At 26.4% G+C, this 16,713-nt stretch carries 14 protein-coding genes and 1 pseudogene; 13 read left to right on the plus strand and 2 right to left on the minus strand.

Annotated features, from left to right (window positions below; genetic code table 11):
• The first annotated feature begins 138 nt into the window (after positions 1–138).
• The 4 genes from I2E98_RS12185 to I2E98_RS12200 all read left to right on the plus strand — a co-directional run bounded on the left by I2E98_RS12185 (position 139) and on the right by I2E98_RS12200 (position 4,127).
• Positions 139–1,104, plus strand: coding sequence for a DUF523 and DUF1722 domain-containing protein (locus I2E98_RS12185; protein ID WP_243251111.1), 966 nt, complete (start codon positions 139–141; stop codon positions 1,102–1,104).
• A 128-nt stretch (positions 1,105–1,232) separates the two neighbouring features.
• Positions 1,233–2,048 (plus strand): TerC/Alx family metal homeostasis membrane protein, encoded by an 816-nt coding sequence (locus I2E98_RS12190; protein ID WP_195469170.1) that lies wholly within the window; start codon positions 1,233–1,235, stop codon positions 2,046–2,048.
• Between the two features lie 125 nt (positions 2,049–2,173).
• Positions 2,174–3,121: a hypothetical protein gene (locus tag I2E98_RS12195; RefSeq protein WP_195469171.1), complete on the plus strand. Its 948-nt coding sequence runs from the start codon at positions 2,174–2,176 to the stop codon at positions 3,119–3,121.
• 88 nt (positions 3,122–3,209) lie between these two features.
• Positions 3,210–4,127 (plus strand): LD-carboxypeptidase, encoded by a 918-nt coding sequence (locus I2E98_RS12200; protein ID WP_195469172.1) that lies wholly within the window; start codon positions 3,210–3,212, stop codon positions 4,125–4,127.
• A gap of 145 nt (positions 4,128–4,272) precedes the next feature.
• Here the strand turns inward: I2E98_RS12200 and I2E98_RS12205 are convergent, their stop codons facing one another.
• A complete protein-coding gene (locus tag I2E98_RS12205; protein ID WP_195469173.1) occupies positions 4,273–5,229 on the minus strand; it encodes an alpha/beta hydrolase in 957 nt (318 codons plus the stop codon).
• Positions 5,230–5,417: 188 nt separating this feature from the next.
• On the opposite strand from I2E98_RS12205, the gene pyrE reads away from it, so the two are divergent.
• On the plus strand, positions 5,418–6,089 hold the full coding sequence (pyrE, locus tag I2E98_RS12210; protein WP_195469174.1) for an orotate phosphoribosyltransferase: 672 nt from the start codon (positions 5,418–5,420) through the stop codon (positions 6,087–6,089).
• A 78-nt stretch (positions 6,090–6,167) separates the two neighbouring features.
• On the opposite strand, the gene ilvA is transcribed toward pyrE, so the two are convergent.
• On the minus strand, positions 6,168–7,367 hold the full coding sequence (ilvA, locus tag I2E98_RS12215; RefSeq protein ID WP_195469175.1) for a threonine ammonia-lyase: 1,200 nt from the start codon (positions 7,365–7,367) through the stop codon (positions 6,168–6,170).
• Positions 7,368–7,619: 252 nt separating this feature from the next.
• Here ilvA and I2E98_RS12220 point away from each other — a divergent pair, with 252 nt between their 5' ends.
• From I2E98_RS12220 to miaB, 8 genes and pseudogenes are all read left to right on the plus strand, one after another.
• Positions 7,620–8,360 (plus strand): pseudouridine synthase, encoded by a 741-nt coding sequence (locus I2E98_RS12220; RefSeq protein ID WP_195469176.1) that lies wholly within the window; start codon positions 7,620–7,622, stop codon positions 8,358–8,360.
• A gap of 10 nt (positions 8,361–8,370) precedes the next feature.
• Positions 8,371–8,910 (plus strand): class I SAM-dependent methyltransferase, encoded by a 540-nt coding sequence (locus tag I2E98_RS12225; protein WP_195469177.1) that lies wholly within the window; start codon positions 8,371–8,373, stop codon positions 8,908–8,910.
• A 112-nt stretch (positions 8,911–9,022) separates the two neighbouring features.
• Entirely contained in the window at positions 9,023–9,919 is an 897-nt protein-coding gene (locus I2E98_RS12230; protein WP_195469178.1) for a MurR/RpiR family transcriptional regulator, read from the plus strand.
• A gap of 81 nt (positions 9,920–10,000) precedes the next feature.
• On the plus strand, positions 10,001–11,215 hold the full coding sequence (locus tag I2E98_RS12235; protein ID WP_195469179.1) for an NAD(P)/FAD-dependent oxidoreductase: 1,215 nt from the start codon (positions 10,001–10,003) through the stop codon (positions 11,213–11,215).
• Between the two features lie 160 nt (positions 11,216–11,375).
• On the plus strand, positions 11,376–12,038 hold the full coding sequence (cmk, locus tag I2E98_RS12240; RefSeq protein ID WP_195469203.1) for a (d)CMP kinase: 663 nt from the start codon (positions 11,376–11,378) through the stop codon (positions 12,036–12,038).
• A 44-nt stretch (positions 12,039–12,082) separates the two neighbouring features.
• Positions 12,083–13,989, plus strand: a pseudogene (locus tag I2E98_RS16065) (bifunctional 4-hydroxy-3-methylbut-2-enyl diphosphate reductase/30S ribosomal protein S1).
• Between the two features lie 95 nt (positions 13,990–14,084).
• Positions 14,085–15,020, plus strand: a complete 936-nt coding sequence (locus I2E98_RS12255; RefSeq protein ID WP_195469182.1) for a GNAT family N-acetyltransferase — start codon at positions 14,085–14,087, stop codon at positions 15,018–15,020.
• 235 nt (positions 15,021–15,255) lie between these two features.
• Positions 15,256–16,599, plus strand: a complete 1,344-nt coding sequence (gene miaB / locus I2E98_RS12260; protein ID WP_195469183.1) for a tRNA (N6-isopentenyl adenosine(37)-C2)-methylthiotransferase MiaB — start codon at positions 15,256–15,258, stop codon at positions 16,597–16,599.
• The last annotated feature ends 114 nt before the right edge of the window (positions 16,600–16,713 follow it).

Here is a 16,713-nt window from a genome sequence, read left to right on the forward strand (position 1 = left end):
TTAATTTATAACACTATAAAATATCTTAATTTATAACTAGATATTTTATAGTGTTATTTTCTGTATAATGTTCTCTTGTATAAATAATATAGATTAAACAAAAAATAATTATACAAGCATTAGAAAGGATAGATAATGATGGTGAATACCAATAAGCCGATTATAGTTATAAGTAGCTGTCTAGGTTTTGAGAATTGTAGATATAACGGAAGTATTGAACAAAATGAATTTATAGATAAACTAAGAAAATATGTTGAAGTTATACCAGTTTGCCCAGAAGTAGAGTGTGGATTAACCATTCCAAGAAATTCTATTAGGATAGTTGAAATAGATAATAAAAAGGAACTTGTTCAGCCTAAAGAAAATAAAGTTATTACAGAAGATATGATAAACTTCTCTGAAGAGTTTTTAAAAAAGCTAAATGCTGTTGATGGATTCATATTAAAATGTAAATCACCCTGTTGTGGAGTTAAAGATGCAAAAATATATACAACATTTGAAAAGGGGAGAGCTATAAGAAGGGAAAAAGGATTTTTTGCTGAGTCTGTTTTTAAACATTTTCCTTATACGCCTATTGAAGATGATGGCAGATTAACAAATTTTAAAATACGTGAACATTTTCTTGCTAGAATTTTTATATTATGTGATTTTAGAAATGCTAAAAATAGTCTTGATTTCGAAAAGCTTAAAAAATTCCATTTGAAGAACACACTATTATTTTTATCATATAGCCAAAAGTACTCTAGAATACTTGATGAATTTATTTATAAAGATAAAATTGAAAATTTAGAATCATTATTTAAAGAATATGAATTCTATCTTCATAGGTTATTAGAAAAAGCTCCTAGATATACATCTAATATTAACGTACTATTAAAATCACTAGATCAATTTAGTGATAAAATAACTCCTGATGAAATGAAATTCATTTGGAATACCATCGATAAATACAAAAACGGATATGTGCCATTTTCTGTTCCTTTATACTTAGTTAAAAGCTATATTATTAGATTTGCTCTTAATCATTTGATGGATCAAACATTTTTTATGCCATATCCAGAAGATTTAATTCTAGTTAATGATTCCGGAAAACTAATTCACTAATATTAATTTAGTAGTAAGATTAAATTTAAAATTTAATCTTACTTTTTTATTCTCCTTAACTATAAATAAATTTATATATTAAATCATATAATTATTCTGTGAATTAATTTAATATAAGGAGAAGTATTTTGAGAGCAAGAAGTGCATTAAGAAATTTTGTAATGTGGGCAAGCCTTGCCTTTGTAGTTAATGTATTTATTTATTTTATTTTCGGAGCAGATTATGGACTTGAATTTTTAGGTGGATACATAATTGAATTAAGTTTAAGTGTAGATAATTTATTTTTATTTTTGATTATATTTACCTCATTTAACATTCCAATTTCATATCAAAAAAGAGTACTTACTTATGGAATTATAGGTGCTGTAATATTAAGGTTTATATTTATTTTTTTAGGTGTTGCAATAATTAACAAATTTAATTGGGTTTTATATATTTTCGGGTTTTTCTTATTTTGTAGTGGGCTAAAAATATTATTAAATAAAGAAGAAGAGACTGATTTTTCTAAAAGTAAAGTTTTAAATATTATGAAGTATTTAATTCCAGTTACAAATGAATTACATCATGAAAATTTCTTTGTTAGAATTAATGGAGTATTACATGCCACTCCATTATTATTAATTTTAGTATTAATTGAGAGTTCCGATATTATATTTGCATTAGATTCTATTCCAGCAATTTTTTCAATTACCACTAATCCATATATAGTATATGCCTCTAATATATTTGCTATCTTAGGTTTAAGAAGCCTTTATTTCCTATTAGCAAAATTAAATAGTATGTTTAGTTATATAAAATATGGAGTTGCATTTATTCTAATGTTTACAGGTATAAAATTATTTGTTGCATTTTGGGGAATTAATATATCAACAGTAGTGTCATTATTAGTTATTGCAATTATTTTATTAAGCAGTATTTTATTTTCATTAATAAGAAGTAATTAATTATCATATTTAGAATACTATATATAAGCCTCTTATATTTAAATATTATAGATCTAAAAAATAATAAACTTTAAAATATAAATCATTATGATATTGTATAAAACTCTATAAGGAGGTAATATCTTTTGAGTGATGCTCTTGACTTACTTATTTATCTTGATGAGGCCTTAACTAAGAATTTAAATTCTCTAGTTATAGATGGATTTATTGAAAAAAGGACCTCTAGATTTATAGAAGATAGAACCTTAAACGCAAAAACAGGAACTGAAGGCAGTAACCAACATTATGGTGAAGATAGATGCGTAAGAGATGAACGTGATGGATATAAAGGAAAAAACTTCACTGAAGCTGATACCGTAACAACAGTAAATAGGGATAATCAATCATTGGAAGGTAGAAGATTTGTTAGACGTGAAGAAGAGTTAACTCGAATATTTACAACATTTGAGATACATCACCAATTACTTGAAGGCTTAAATCAATCAAATTTAATTAAAGAATTGGATAGCAGTAGTTATTCGACATCTAATATAAGTTCAGGTGATTATGTTAAATTAAGTGGACAAATATCTAGCGAATCTATGGTATCTTATATAGATAGTTTATCTAATTTATTATCCTGTATTGGAACAGATAATCTAAATTCATATTGTCAAACTTTAAAAAGTACTAATAGCTCATTTGTAAACTATGATACCATGTACAAACAAGTTAATTACTTAAAATCACTTTTAACTACTAATAACAGTCAAGATATGATTGTAAAGTGTGGCAATATGGATGTTGTATTAACAGTTAATAATAGTAATTTCATTAGTACTTATGCAAATACTTACGATAGTGCAGATTGCCCCTGTACTATAGTTGGAAAGGTTATTAGAAAATGTAACTCAAATCAATATATTCATTTATTAAGAAAATCCGGGCAACCTAACTTTTATGAAAACTTTTTAAGCTGTTGTTCGCCACTTATGGAAAATCTATCAAGTGCGGGTATTTATTTACCCGAGCAACCTCGATTTAAAGTTCCGGGAGAATCTTTACTTTTAATACCAATTAGTATGCTAATTTAAAATTACATCAAAAATAGTAATCAATAGTTACTAATTATAATTTATAAATAATATATTAAAATATATTGATTATAAAAGGATGATAAAAATGATTAAACCTAAACCATTACAACAAGGTGATAGTGTAGCTATAATAGCACCTGCAAGCCCTACCGATAAAAATTTAATTGATAAATGTGTAGATTCATTAAATCAGTTAGGATTAAAGGTAGTAGTAGGAGAGAGCTGCCTATCAGAGCATGGATTTTTATCTGGAACTGATGATATAAGAGCAAATGATATAAATTGTATGTTTGCAGATAAAAATATAAAAGGAATTTTTGCACTTCGAGGTGGTTACGGTTGTGCTAGATTATTAAACCTTATAGATTTTAAACTAATCAAAAAAAATCCTAAAATTTTTGTTGGTTACAGTGATATTACTGCACTTCACATTGCTATAAATCAAAAAAGTAAACTTATAACATATCATGGTCCCATGATATCAACTGAACTAATAAAAGGATTAGATGAATATAGCGCTAATTACTACAAAAAATTTATTTTTGAGAATGATAAAGTAGAAGAACTATTTAATCCTGAAGAAGATAATCTTGAAATTATTAATAATGGTATAAGTAGTGGCCAGCTTATCGGTGGAAATTTATCATTAATTTGCTCTTCATTAGGAACTAAATATGAAATAAATACGAAAAATAAGATATTGTTTTTAGAAGAGGTAGAAGAAGTACCATATAAAATAGATAGAATGCTTACTCAGTTAAAACAATCTGGAAAATTAAAAGATGCAAATGGAATAATTTTAGGATCCTTTACTAATTGTATTGCTCCAAATAATAAAAAAAGTTTATCATTACAAGAAGTTTTTAATGAAATTATTTCACCATTAAAAAAGCCAACCATAAGCAACTTAGTTTGTGGCCATTGTCTTCCAACTTTAACACTACCTTTAGGATCAAAAATACTTCTTGATGCTAATAATAAAAAAATAAAAATCCTTGAATAATATTGCGCACCACATGGGGCGAAAAAATGAAATATTTATTTTCCGGGAACTGTGAAATTCTACGGTTCAATTTCAATGTTCCCTCTAAATTAATATTTCATTTTTTCTTTATCCATGTATCTGCTTATGACACTCCACTTTATATTTAATTAGTTTCACTTAATATATAATCAACAATTTTCATATATAAATTTAGAGCTTCAGTGTTTGATAAGTTTTCTAGATAGTGAGTGCAATTTTGCAATGTATATAACTCAAAATTATTATTATACTCTGATGCAGTTTCATATAATTCTACAGAAGTTTCATAGGGTACAATATTATCCTTTAAACTATGAATTATAAGCGTATCAGGTAAATCCTCTCTTACATATTCAATGGGACTAAATTCTTTAGATAATTTTTCTATATCATTTTCAGTAAACTTTTCAACAACCTCTTCTGGACCAACTGATAAATTTACTTCACTTAATCTAGCTGGACCAAATAAATCAATTATGTACTTTACTTTAGATGAATATGATTTTAACGATTGATCCCCTATGAATTCATCATCCTGTGAGAAAGCAGCCATCATTGAAAGTTGAGCCCCAGCAGATGGTCCTATAATTCCTATATTATTTACATCCAAATTATATTTATCTTTATTTTTATATACCCATCTAATTGTATCTTTAACATCTGATATCTGATCTTCTAAAATAACTTCATCATCCATTAACTCATATGATGTACTAATTACTGCATAACCTTCATCCTTAAATAAATCAATAATAGATTCTATAGCAGAAGGTATTACTTTATCACCATACATCCACCCATTTCCAAATACATATATAATTACTGGCGTTGGCTCTTTAGCTTCTTTATTTGTATAAATATCTAATGTAAGCTCTTTATTACCTCTTTTTTTATATACTATATCTTTATAGGTTATATCTTTAATTGGCTCATTATAAAAATCACTTGATATGGTAGGTAAGCTATTACTTAATTTTATAATTTCAAATAAAAATTTTAATCTTTTTACTTGAATAGCTGAAATAATAACTATTATTAAAATAATAATTGTAATAAATAGTGATCTTTTTTTTATCTTCATATCTACCTCCTAAAAATAAAATACTACTTATACCTTCTCCCTAGTAACTTTCACCTTTTAATTATTGACATCTTCAAAATATACTAACCATAAATATACATTTATTTATTTTAAATATTTATTGGCTTTTTTACCGAATAATGTTACAATATTTAAGAAAAATATACATATTAGAGGAGTTGTTTTCTATGCAAAAATACAAACAAGAATTTATAGAATTTATGGTAAGAAGTAATGTTTTAAGATTTGGAGAATTTGTTACAAAAAGCGGACGTCAAACACCATTCTTTATTAATACAGGAAACTATACTACAGGAGAACAACTTGAAAAATTAGGTGAATTTTATGCTAAAACTATTAATGAGCATATTGGTTCTGATGTAGATGTATTATTCGGACCAGCTTATAAAGGAATTCCATTAACTGTTACTACTGCTATATCTATGAACAAACTATATGGAGCAAATGTTGAATATTGTTCAAACAGAAAAGAAGTTAAAGATCATGGCGAAGGTGGAATATTACTTGGTGCTAAACTAGATAGCACAAAAAAAGTAGTTATAGTTGAAGATGTTATGACTGCAGGAACTTCAATTTATGAAACAGCACCAATATTAAAAGCTCAAGGTGATGTAGAAATTGCTGGTTTAGTAATATCTGTTGATAGAATGGAAAAGGGTAAAGGAGAACAATCAGCTCAAGCTGAAATCAAAGAAGCATTTGGAATTACAACCTATCCTATAGTTACAATGGCTGAAGTTGTTGAATACTTATATAATAGAGAAATTGATGGAACTGTCTATATTGATGATAAAATAAAAGCTGCTATAGCTGAATATTACAAAAAATACGGAGTTTAGAATTTACACATAATAAAATATAAGTCTGCAATTTAAATTGCAGACTTATATTATTTTTATTAACTTTTTATAGGTTGCTTAATACATAACCTTAATAGAATATTTTTCTCTTTCAAATGAATTAATAATCTTCTCAATATGCTCATGTCCATTAGTTTCTACAGTAACTTCTAATAATACATTGTGAATTCTATTAATAGCCTTAAATTGATTATGTTCAAGTTTTACCACATTTGCATTTTCCTTTGCTAAAACTTCAGATATTTTTAATAACTCTCCTGGTACATTTTTAAGCTCCACAGAGAAGCAAAATAGTCTACCCTTTGAAACAAGTCCATTATTTATTAATTTTGATATTGTAAGCATATCAATATTTCCACCACTTAATATACAACATACTTTTTTATTTTTTGCTTTTAATTTCTTTAATGCAGCTAAAGTTACAACACCAGATGCTTCAGCTACTAATTTATGCTTTTCAACTAATAAAAGGAATGAATCTACAATATCACTCTCTGAAACTGTTATAATTTCATCGACATATTCTCTAACAATTTCAAAAGTCTTACTTCCAGGTGTCTTTACTGAAATACCATCAGCAATGGTATTAACACTATCTAATGTGCAAATTTTATCATTTTGTATACTTAAAGCCATTGAAGGTGCCCCTTCAGCTTGTACCCCAACTATTTTTATATTTGGATTTAAGGATTTAGCAGCAAGGCTTACACCTGAGATTAAACCACCTCCACCTATTGGAACAAGTATATAATCTAAATTATTAATATCTTCAAATATTTCTAATGCAATTGTACCTTGTCCATAAATTACATCCATATCATTAAAAGGATGTATAAAAACTTTCCCTTCCTCTTCTTCAATAGTTTTTGCCTTAATAAAAGCATCATCATAACATTTTCCATGAAGCACTATATTACCACCATAATTTTTAGTTGATTCAACCTTTAAGTATGGAGTAGTTTCAGGCATTACTATGCTAGATTTTACTCCCAGTAATGATGATGCATAAGCAACTCCTTGAGCATGATTTCCTGCAGATGAACAAATAACCCCTTTAGCTTTTTCCTCTTCAGTTAAAGATATAATTTTATTTAATGCACCTCTAATTTTATATGCCCCTGTTAATTGAAGATTTTCACACTTCATGTATACATCATTATTACTACCTTTACTAAATACATTACTATACAATAATGGCGTTTTAGTAACCACACCCTTTATATTTTCCCTAGCTTCTTTAATTTTTTCCAAATACATAACATAGCCTCCCTTTTCATATGTAACATTAAGTAATTTTTCTAATATATATATATTATCACATAAATATACAATTATCGAATATAATTTGATAATTTATACATAAAATATAAAATTAAGTAACTATTGCATACTTATAAATATTAATCAAAATTATTTTATGTTTATAATATAAACCTATAAAGATTTAGTTGTATTAATTAACTATAAACTATATAATTACTTTGAATATTAAGAGACGGAGTGAATAAAATGGAAGAAAGATTACAAAAGTACATGGCTAGATGTGGTATCGCTTCAAGAAGAAAGTGTGAAGAAATAATTTTAGATGGAAAAATTAAGGTAAATGGTATCGTTATAACAGAAGTCGGAACTAAAATTGATCCTGAAAAAGATATTGTTGAATATAATAATAACATTATAAAAGTAGAAGAGAAAAAAGTTTACATAATGCTTAATAAGCCAGAAGGATACATAACTTCTGTTAAAGATGAAAAGGGTAGAAAAACTGTTTTAGATATAGTTAATGTTGAAGAAAGAATATATCCTATAGGTAGATTAGACTACGATAGTTCTGGATTATTGATATTAACAAATGATGGTAGTATTTATAATAATATAATACACCCTAGAGTATCTATAAAGAAAAATTATATTGCTGTATGTAGAGGTAAATTTAGTGAAAATGATATCAAACGCTTTAAAAAAGGAATAGATATTGGCGGTTATGTTACTGCTGAAGCAGATATTGAAGTGATATCTGAAGAGAAAAGATTCAATAAAAGAAAAAATTGTGATGAAATATTATCAACTGTTGAAATTTCAATACACGAAGGTAAAAACAGACAAATAAGAAGAATGTGTTCTTCTTTAAATCATGAAGTTATAAGCCTTAAAAGAGTTTCAATAGGAGATATAAAATTAGGTTATCTAAAAAAAGGGGAGTGGAGACCCTTAACTGATAGTGAATTAAATTATATTAAAGGTTTGTAGAGGTTAGATTATGTTTAAATATGTTTCTGATGTCAGTATATTAGCACATAATATTATTAATGAATATGTAGAAAATAAAAATGTCGCAGTTGATGCAACATTAGGAAATGGATATGACTGTGATTTTTTATCTTCATGCTTTAACAAAGTATATGCTTTTGAAATTCAAAAAGAGGCTTGTGAAAAATACATAGATAAAAATAATAACGTAATAATAATAAATGAATCGCACCATAAAATAGATGAATTTGTTAATGAAGAAATTAATTGTATATGTTACAATCTTGGATATTTACCAGGTGGCAATAAGGAAGTAACAACTTTAGCAGAAACTAGTCTTAAAAGTATACAAATTTCTTTAAATTTATTATCTAGTAATGGAATAATGACCATAGCTATTTATAGAGGTCATAATGAAGGTAAAGAAGAGGAAAGTTGCATTATTCAATATTTAAGAAACTTACCTAAAAATAAGTTTGGAGTTATGCTACACGAATGTATAAATAGATCTGACAAGTCCCCGTTACTAGTAATAGTGGAGAAAAAATAGTTTTTTTTGAATTATTATTTATAAATCTTGCAATTTTTAATATGCTAACATTGATTAAATTTATAAATAATGCTAAAATAATTGAAGTTAATTAAATTAGGAGCGTACAATAATGGAACGAAGTATTAATGATGAATCAAAGGATTTAATGAAGTTAATTCAAATGAGATTTCCTAGATTAAGTAAGGGGCAAAAGCTAATTGCTGAATACATATTAAAAAATTATGATAAGGCAGCATTTATGACAGCCGCTAAACTTGGAACTTCAGTTGGAGTCTCAGAATCAACTGTAGTAAGATTTGCAATAGAATTAGGTTTTTCAGGATATCCTAAACTTCAAAAATCTCTTCAAGAATTAATAAAAAATAAATTAACAACAGTACAAAGATTGGAGTTATCTAGTGACTATATAACTGAAGGTCATGCTTTAAAAGGTGTTTTAAAAGCAGATATGGAAAACATTCGATCTACAATGGAAAAAATCGATTATAATACATTTGAAGATGTTGTTAATAATATTTTTACGGCTAAGAGAATTTATATAATAGGTCTTAGAAGCTCAATGGCATTAGCTGAATTTTTAGGTTTCTATTTAAATATTATTTTACAAAATGTAAAAACTGTTGGCTATGGCATTTCTGATATCTTTGAACAAATGATAAATGTTGGTGAAGGAGATTTAGTAATAGGAATTGGTTTCCCACGTTATGCTAGTAGAACAATAGATGCTTTAGCATTTGCTCAAGATAGGGGTGCAACAGTTGTAGCTGTAACAGATAGCTTTTTATCTCCATTAGCAACAAGAGCTGATTATGCATTAATTGCTCAAAGTAATATGGCGTCTTTTGTTGACTCTTTAGTAGCCCCATTATCAGTAATAAATGCTTTAATAATAGCTGTTGGAATGAGAGAAAAAGAAAACATTTCTTCTACATTTAATAGTCTTGAAGAAATATGGCAAGAATACAATGTCTACTCCTATAATAATAGAAATGTCGGAGATGATTAAGATATTTTATTCTAAAAGAGGAGGAATTAACAAATGTTAATTCCTCTAGTTATTATAAATAAAATTTTAGGAGGATTTTAAATGGCAAAAGTCATTGTAATAGGCGCTGGCCCTGCAGGAATAATGGCCGCAATTACTGCCTCTAAAAATCATGAAGTTATTCTTTTAGACGGAAATGATAGAGTTGGTAAAAAACTATTTATAACAGGTAAAGGTAGATGTAATGTTACAAATGCTAAAGATATAAGTGAATTTTTTGATTATATCTATGGAAACCCTCATTTCCTATATAGTTCACTTTATTCCTTTACAAATGAAGATACTATAAACTTTTTTGAAAACCAAGGAATTAAATTAAAAACAGAACGTGGTGGAAGGATATTCCCATCATCTGATAAGTCATCTGATATTATAAAAGGACTTTCTAATGGATTAAAAGACAATAATGTTCAAGTTAAACTAAACTCTAAAGTAACTAATATTTTATCTAAAAACGATAGAATATTAGGTGTTGAAATAAATAACTCTCAAAAAATAATGGGTGATCATTTCATTATAGCTACCGGTGGAGCTTCTTACCCACTTACAGGATCTAGAGGTGAAGGGCATGAGTTTGCAAAAAAACTTGGGCATAGCATAATTGATTTAAAGCCTTCATTAGTTCCTATTGAATTAAATGAAAAATGGCTGAAGGAATTAATGGGATTATCCCTTAAAAATATTTCATTAAGTATTTTAAAAAATAATAAGGTTTTATATAAAGAGCAAGGTGAAATGCTATTCACAAGCTTTGGTATGTCTGGTCCATTAGTATTAAAAGGTTCAAGATTTATAAAAAATGATTCAAGTTATATAGCTTTACTTGATTTAAAGCCGGCATTAGAAACTAAGGAGCTTGACAAAAGAATTCAAAAGGATTTTTTAAAATATCAAAACAAAGAATTTAAAAATTCTTTAAATGATTTATTACCTCAAAAGATAATTCCTTTAATAATTAAATTAAGTGGCATTCCAGAGGATAAAAAAGTAAATGTTATAACTAAAGAGGAAAGAAAAAATCTTGTACATATAATTAAAAATATCAAAATGGATATTAAAGGATTAAGACCTATTGAAGAGGCAATAGTAACAGCTGGTGGTGTTAATACATTAGAAATTGATCCATCTACTATGAAATCAAAGTTAATTACAAACTTATCATTTGCAGGTGAAGTTATAGATGTAGATGCATTTACTGGCGGTTATAATGTACAAATAGCATTATCAACTGGATATATTGCTGGAAGCAATATTTAATAATATTCTAAAGTAAAATTTCGTTATGAAAGCCATAAAGAATTTATTCTTACAACTATTAGTTTAAATATCAAGTTTTCTTTAACGATTGTTATATTTTAATTTTAATTATATAATTAATAAGAACATAAGATAGAGGTTTTATTTGAAAGGTGGAAAAATTATTATGAGAATATCAGTAGCAATAGATGGACCAGCTGGTGCGGGAAAAAGTACAATAGCTAAGTTAGTAGGCAAAAAATTTAATTTGATGTATATAAATACTGGAGCAATGTATAGAGCTGTAGCTTTATTAGCTAAAAGAAATGATATCGCTACTACTAATATTGATGCATTAATGACAATGATAGATAACATGGAAATGCATTTTGAAAATGATGATTTAATATTAGATGGTGTTAACATTCAAAATGAAATAACAATGCCTGAAATAAGTGAAATAGTTTCTAATTATGCTTCTATTCCTGAAGTAAGAAGTAAGCTTGTTACTTTACAAAGAAAAATGTCAGAAAAATATAATGTAATTATGGATGGTAGAGATATTGGAACAGTAGTACTAAAAAATTCTAAATTTAAGTTTTTCCTAACAGCATCACCAGAAGAAAGAGCAAGAAGAAGATACACAGAGCTTTTAAACAGAGGCTTAGATGTTAATTATGATAAACTTTTAGAAGATATAATAAAAAGAGACCACATTGATAGTACTCGTGCTGTTGATCCATTAAAAAAGGCTGATGATGCTATAGAAATTGATAGTTCTAATTATAATATTACTGAAGTGACTGAAATAATTTGTAATTTTATAGAAAATGCTTTACAATAGATTAAGAGATATCATTTAAAAACTAAAGATATAGGAGAAAATTTATGAAGGTATTATTAGCTGAAAATGCTGGTTTTTGTTTTGGAGTTAAAAGGGCAGTAGATGAAGCAATAAAAACTCAAAAACAATTTAATAAAAAAATATATACATTGGGCCCATTAATACATAATGGTGATGTAGTACGATACTTAGAAGAAAATAGTATATATGCAATAGACCTAAATGACATAGATACTCTAAGTAAAGGAGATGTTATCTTAATAAGATCTCATGGTGTATCAAAACAAACATTTGATTATTTAAATGAAAAAGGATTAATTGTTATAAATGCAACATGCCCATTTGTAACTAATATTCAACAAAAGGTTAATAAATTCTCACGTGAAGGATATAAAATTGTTATTCTTGGTGATGAAAAACATCCTGAGGTTGTTGGTATTAATGGTTGGTGTAATAATGATGCCATAATTACTAATGATGGTAGCTTTAAAGATCATATTCCTAATAAGGTCTGTGTAGTTTCTCAAACTACAGAAAAAGAAGAAAATTGGGATAAAACAATGGCTAATTTATCTAAAGAATCAATTAAAGAATTAAAATCTTTTAATACAATTTGTGCAGCAACTGAAGAAAGACAAAAAAGTGTATATGATTTATCAAAAAATGTTGACTTCATGATTGTTATAGGTGGTAAGCATAGCTCAAACACAACTAAGCTATATCAAATAGCTAAAGCAAACTGTGATAACACAATTCATATTGAAAATGCTAGTGAATTACCTAAAGATTTATTAGAAAATAAGAATATTAAAAATGTTGGTATAACAGCTGGAGCTTCAACTCCAGATTGGATTATAAAGGAAGTAATCAAAATTATGGAGGGATTATAAAAATGGAAGAACAATTATTATTAATGAATGAAATGGACAGAAGATTTAAGATCGGTGATGAAATTGAAGGAGAAATACTTTCAATAAAGGATGGTCAATTACAAATATCATTAGTTGGATATAAGTCTGATGGAGTAATTCCTTTTAAAGAATTAACATCTGAAGATAGACTTGATTCAGTATTAGAAACTTTAAAAGTTGGAGATACAATAAAAGCTAAGGTAATAAAATTAAAAAATGAAGATAATTATGTAGTTTTATCTAGATTAGAATATGAAAAAGAAGAAACATTATCTAAATTAGAAGATTTATTCAATAGTAAATCTGAATTTGATGTTATTATTAAAGATGCTAAAGAAAAAGGGTTAGTAGCATACTATAATGGTGTTAGAATATTCATCCCTGCATCTCAAATAGATATAAAATATGTTGAAAATAAAGAAAGCCTAGTTGGAACTTCTTTAACTGTAAGATTAATTGATTTTTCAAGAGATAATCTTTCAAAAATAGTTGCATCAAGAAGAATAATATTAGAAGAAGCTAAAGTTGAAAAAGAAAAGTTAGCTTGGGATTCATTACATGAAGGTGATATTGTAAAAGCTGAAATTAAAAGATTCACTAAATTTGGTGCTTTTGCAGAAATTAATGGTATTGATGGTTTAATCCACTTATCTCAACTTTCATGGAAACATGTTAATTCTTGCGAAGAAATATTAAAAATAGGTGAAATAGTTGATGTTAAGATTTTAAGCTTAGATAAAGAACAAAAGAAATTATCTTTAAGTATAAAAGCTTTAACTCCAGAACCATGGAGCGTAGTAGATGAAAAATATGCTATTAATTCAGCTGTTTTAGGTAAAGTAGTTAGAATTAATGATTTTGGTGCTTTTGTAGAATTAGAACCTGGAATCGATGGATTAGTTCACATTTCTAAAATAAGCCATGATCACATTAAACATCCTTCTGAAGTATTAAAAATAGATGAAGAGGTTAAATGTATAATTTTAAGTATTGATAAAGAAAATAAAAGAATTGCATTAAGTATAAAAGATGCACAATAATTTTTAGCAATAAAAAAAAGATTACACATATATATATAAGTGTAATCTTTTTATATATTAAAGGTTATGAGAAAATAAAAAAATAGAGGTTAAGTATGGTATTGTTGGAAAGGTTGTCTAGTAATAATTTTGAGAATTTTAAAACTTTAAATTTAGAGAGATTCAGTAAAGAAAACTACGATAAAAACTTTTTTGAATACTATGAAAATGAAAAATTCTTTTTAAAAATTTTTTTAAAAAAGTTTGTTAAACTATTTATTTATAATAAAAATGTTATAGGTTATATATGGTATGAAGTTCCAGTAGAAATTCCAGTTCGTGTATGGTCATTATATGTTAAACCAGAATATTTATCTCTATTATCACCCAACATCCTAAATAACTTTAATAACACTATTCTCTCTTATGAAACTTGTGATGATAAAACTAATAATGAAATGCTTTCAAAGTTAGGTTTTAAGAAAGTAAAGCCTTCAATTTTGATGAGTATTAATTTAAAAAATTATAATAAAACACAACAAATAGCTAATCTAATATCTTCATTAAAAGATAATAAAGATTTGTTAAAGAAAATAAATATATTATATAATTCTAATATAAATAAAGTAAAAATCTCTATAGAAAAAGTTGTTTTAAAAAAAGATGAAGAGCTGCGATGCAAATTGCAAAATTCTATTTTTTCTGCCTCTACTAGAGTTCCTTTAGAGATTCAGGATATAGAAAATGATATAGAGCAAGATTATTATATTGAAGATTTATCACTTTTTATTAAAGTTAATAATATAGCTATTGGATATGGGCAAATAATTTATAATAGAGATATGTATACTGTTGTTAATTTTGGCATAATAAAGGAATTTAGGAATTATGGGTTTGGTAAAATTTTATTAAACCATTTAATTCAAACAGCTAAGAATATGAACATTGATGACTTATTTATAAGAGTTGAGGAAACTAATTATAGTGCATTAAAATTATATAATTGGATTGGATTTACTCCTAAATCTATAATTAATAGATGGGAAAGATAAAAAATATATTTTATCATTTTCAATTATTTTTATTTACACATATTAGAATTTTTATTTTATAAAAAAATTTATATTTTAAATTTTTATAAGTGATAGTTAAATCTATCCTTATTTTTTTACACAAAAAAGGGTGAAAGAAAAAAATACTAAGTGCTTTAGTATTTATTTTTTACAAAATATTATGTTATAATACATTAAGAATTGAATATATAAGTAACAATGGAGGAAATTTTTTATGGTTAACGAAATAAATGATAACTTATTAAAATACTATATAGAAACTTGGGGCTGCCAAATGAATGAAGAGGATTCGGAGAAGCTTTCAGGTATGCTGAAAAGACTTGGATATACAAGAACAGAAGATAAAAATGAAGCAGGAATAATTTTATATAATACTTGTTGTGTTAGAGAAAATGCTGAAAATAAAGTATTTGGTAACTTAGGTCAATTAAAAAAATTAAAAGAAAAAAATCCTGATTTAATAATTGGTATATGTGGTTGTATGATGCAACAAGAAGGTATGGCTGATAAAATATTAAAGCAATTCCCATATGTTAATATTATATTTGGAACTCACAATGCATATAAATTCCCTGAATACTTAAACAGAGTAAGAACAGAAGGAGTTCAAATAAAAGAAATATTCAATAAAGAAGAGGAAATTGTTGAAGGTTTACCAATAGATAGACAAAGTGATGTAAAAGCATTTGTAACTATTATGTATGGATGTAACAACTTCTGTACTTATTGTATAGTACCATTTGTAAGAGGTAGAGAAAGATCAAGAAAGCCTGAAGATATAATAAATGAAATAAAGGATTTAGTTTCAAAAGGATACAAAGAAGTTACTTTACTTGGTCAAAATGTTAACTCTTATGGAAAAGGACTAGAAAATGAAGTTTCATTTGCAGAACTTTTAAGAATGATAAATGAAATTGATGGCTTAGAAAGAGTTAGATTTATGACATCTCATCCAAAAGATTTAAATGAAGATGTTATTAAAGCAATTAAAGAATGTGGTAAGTTATGTGAGCAAATTCACTTACCTGTACAAAGCGGATCTGATAGAATATTAAAGAAAATGAATAGACATTATACAAGAGAGTATTATATGTCTTTAATAAATAAAATTAAACAAGAAATACCAGATGTTGCTATAACAACAGATATAATTGTTGGATTCCCTGGTGAAACTGAAGAGGACTTCTTAGATACTTTAAACTTAGTAAAAGAAGTACAATATGATTCAGCATTTACATTTATATATTCTAGAAGAAATAATACACCTGCTGATATGATGTTAGATCAAGTTTCTGAAGAAGATAAACACCATAGATTCAACAAATTAGTCGAAGTCGTAAATAATGGTGTTATAGCTAAGAATAAAGCTTATGATGGAAAAGTTGTTGAAGTATTAGTTGAAGGTACTAGTAAAAATGATGAAAGTAAGCTTTCAGGTAGAACTAGAAATGGTAGATTAGTTAACTTCTCTGGAGAAGATGTAAAAGTTGGTGATATAGTAAATGTTAAAATTACTAAAGCTCAAAACTTCTCTTTAATCGGTGAAGCTATAAAATAGTTTTTTAGGATAACTTCTGTATAGAAGTTATCCTTTTTTATATTAATTATTCGCTAAAACACCATATACCATATAGTATACGGATTATATTTTATTACTTTCTATTAATTTAGA

Origin of the sequence: Clostridium sp. D43t1_170807_H7, from assembly GCF_015555905.1 — a bacterium.
Classification (GTDB): domain Bacteria; phylum Bacillota; class Clostridia; order Clostridiales; family Clostridiaceae; genus Clostridium.

What these genes read in the sequence shown, in the direction of transcription:
- I2E98_RS12185 (WP_243251111.1), top strand. Translation starts at nt 139, where the DNA reads ATGGTGAATACCAATAAGCCGATTATAGTTATAAGTAGCTGTCTAGGT.
- I2E98_RS12200 (WP_195469172.1), top strand. Translation starts at nt 3,210, where the DNA reads ATGATTAAACCTAAACCATTACAACAAGGTGATAGTGTAGCTATAATA.
- I2E98_RS12205 (WP_195469173.1), bottom strand. Translation starts at nt 5,229, where the DNA reads ATGAAGATAAAAAAAAGATCACTATTTATTACAATTATTATTTTAATA.
- pyrE (WP_195469174.1), top strand. Translation starts at nt 5,418, where the DNA reads ATGCAAAAATACAAACAAGAATTTATAGAATTTATGGTAAGAAGTAAT.
- ilvA (WP_195469175.1), bottom strand. Translation starts at nt 7,367, where the DNA reads ATGTATTTGGAAAAAATTAAAGAAGCTAGGGAAAATATAAAGGGTGTG.
- I2E98_RS12220 (WP_195469176.1), top strand. Translation starts at nt 7,620, where the DNA reads ATGGAAGAAAGATTACAAAAGTACATGGCTAGATGTGGTATCGCTTCA.
- I2E98_RS12225 (WP_195469177.1), top strand. Translation starts at nt 8,371, where the DNA reads ATGTTTAAATATGTTTCTGATGTCAGTATATTAGCACATAATATTATT.
- I2E98_RS12230 (WP_195469178.1), top strand. Translation starts at nt 9,023, where the DNA reads ATGGAACGAAGTATTAATGATGAATCAAAGGATTTAATGAAGTTAATT.
- I2E98_RS12235 (WP_195469179.1), top strand. Translation starts at nt 10,001, where the DNA reads ATGGCAAAAGTCATTGTAATAGGCGCTGGCCCTGCAGGAATAATGGCC.
- I2E98_RS12255 (WP_195469182.1), top strand. Translation starts at nt 14,085, where the DNA reads ATGGTATTGTTGGAAAGGTTGTCTAGTAATAATTTTGAGAATTTTAAA.
- miaB (WP_195469183.1), top strand. Translation starts at nt 15,256, where the DNA reads ATGGTTAACGAAATAAATGATAACTTATTAAAATACTATATAGAAACT.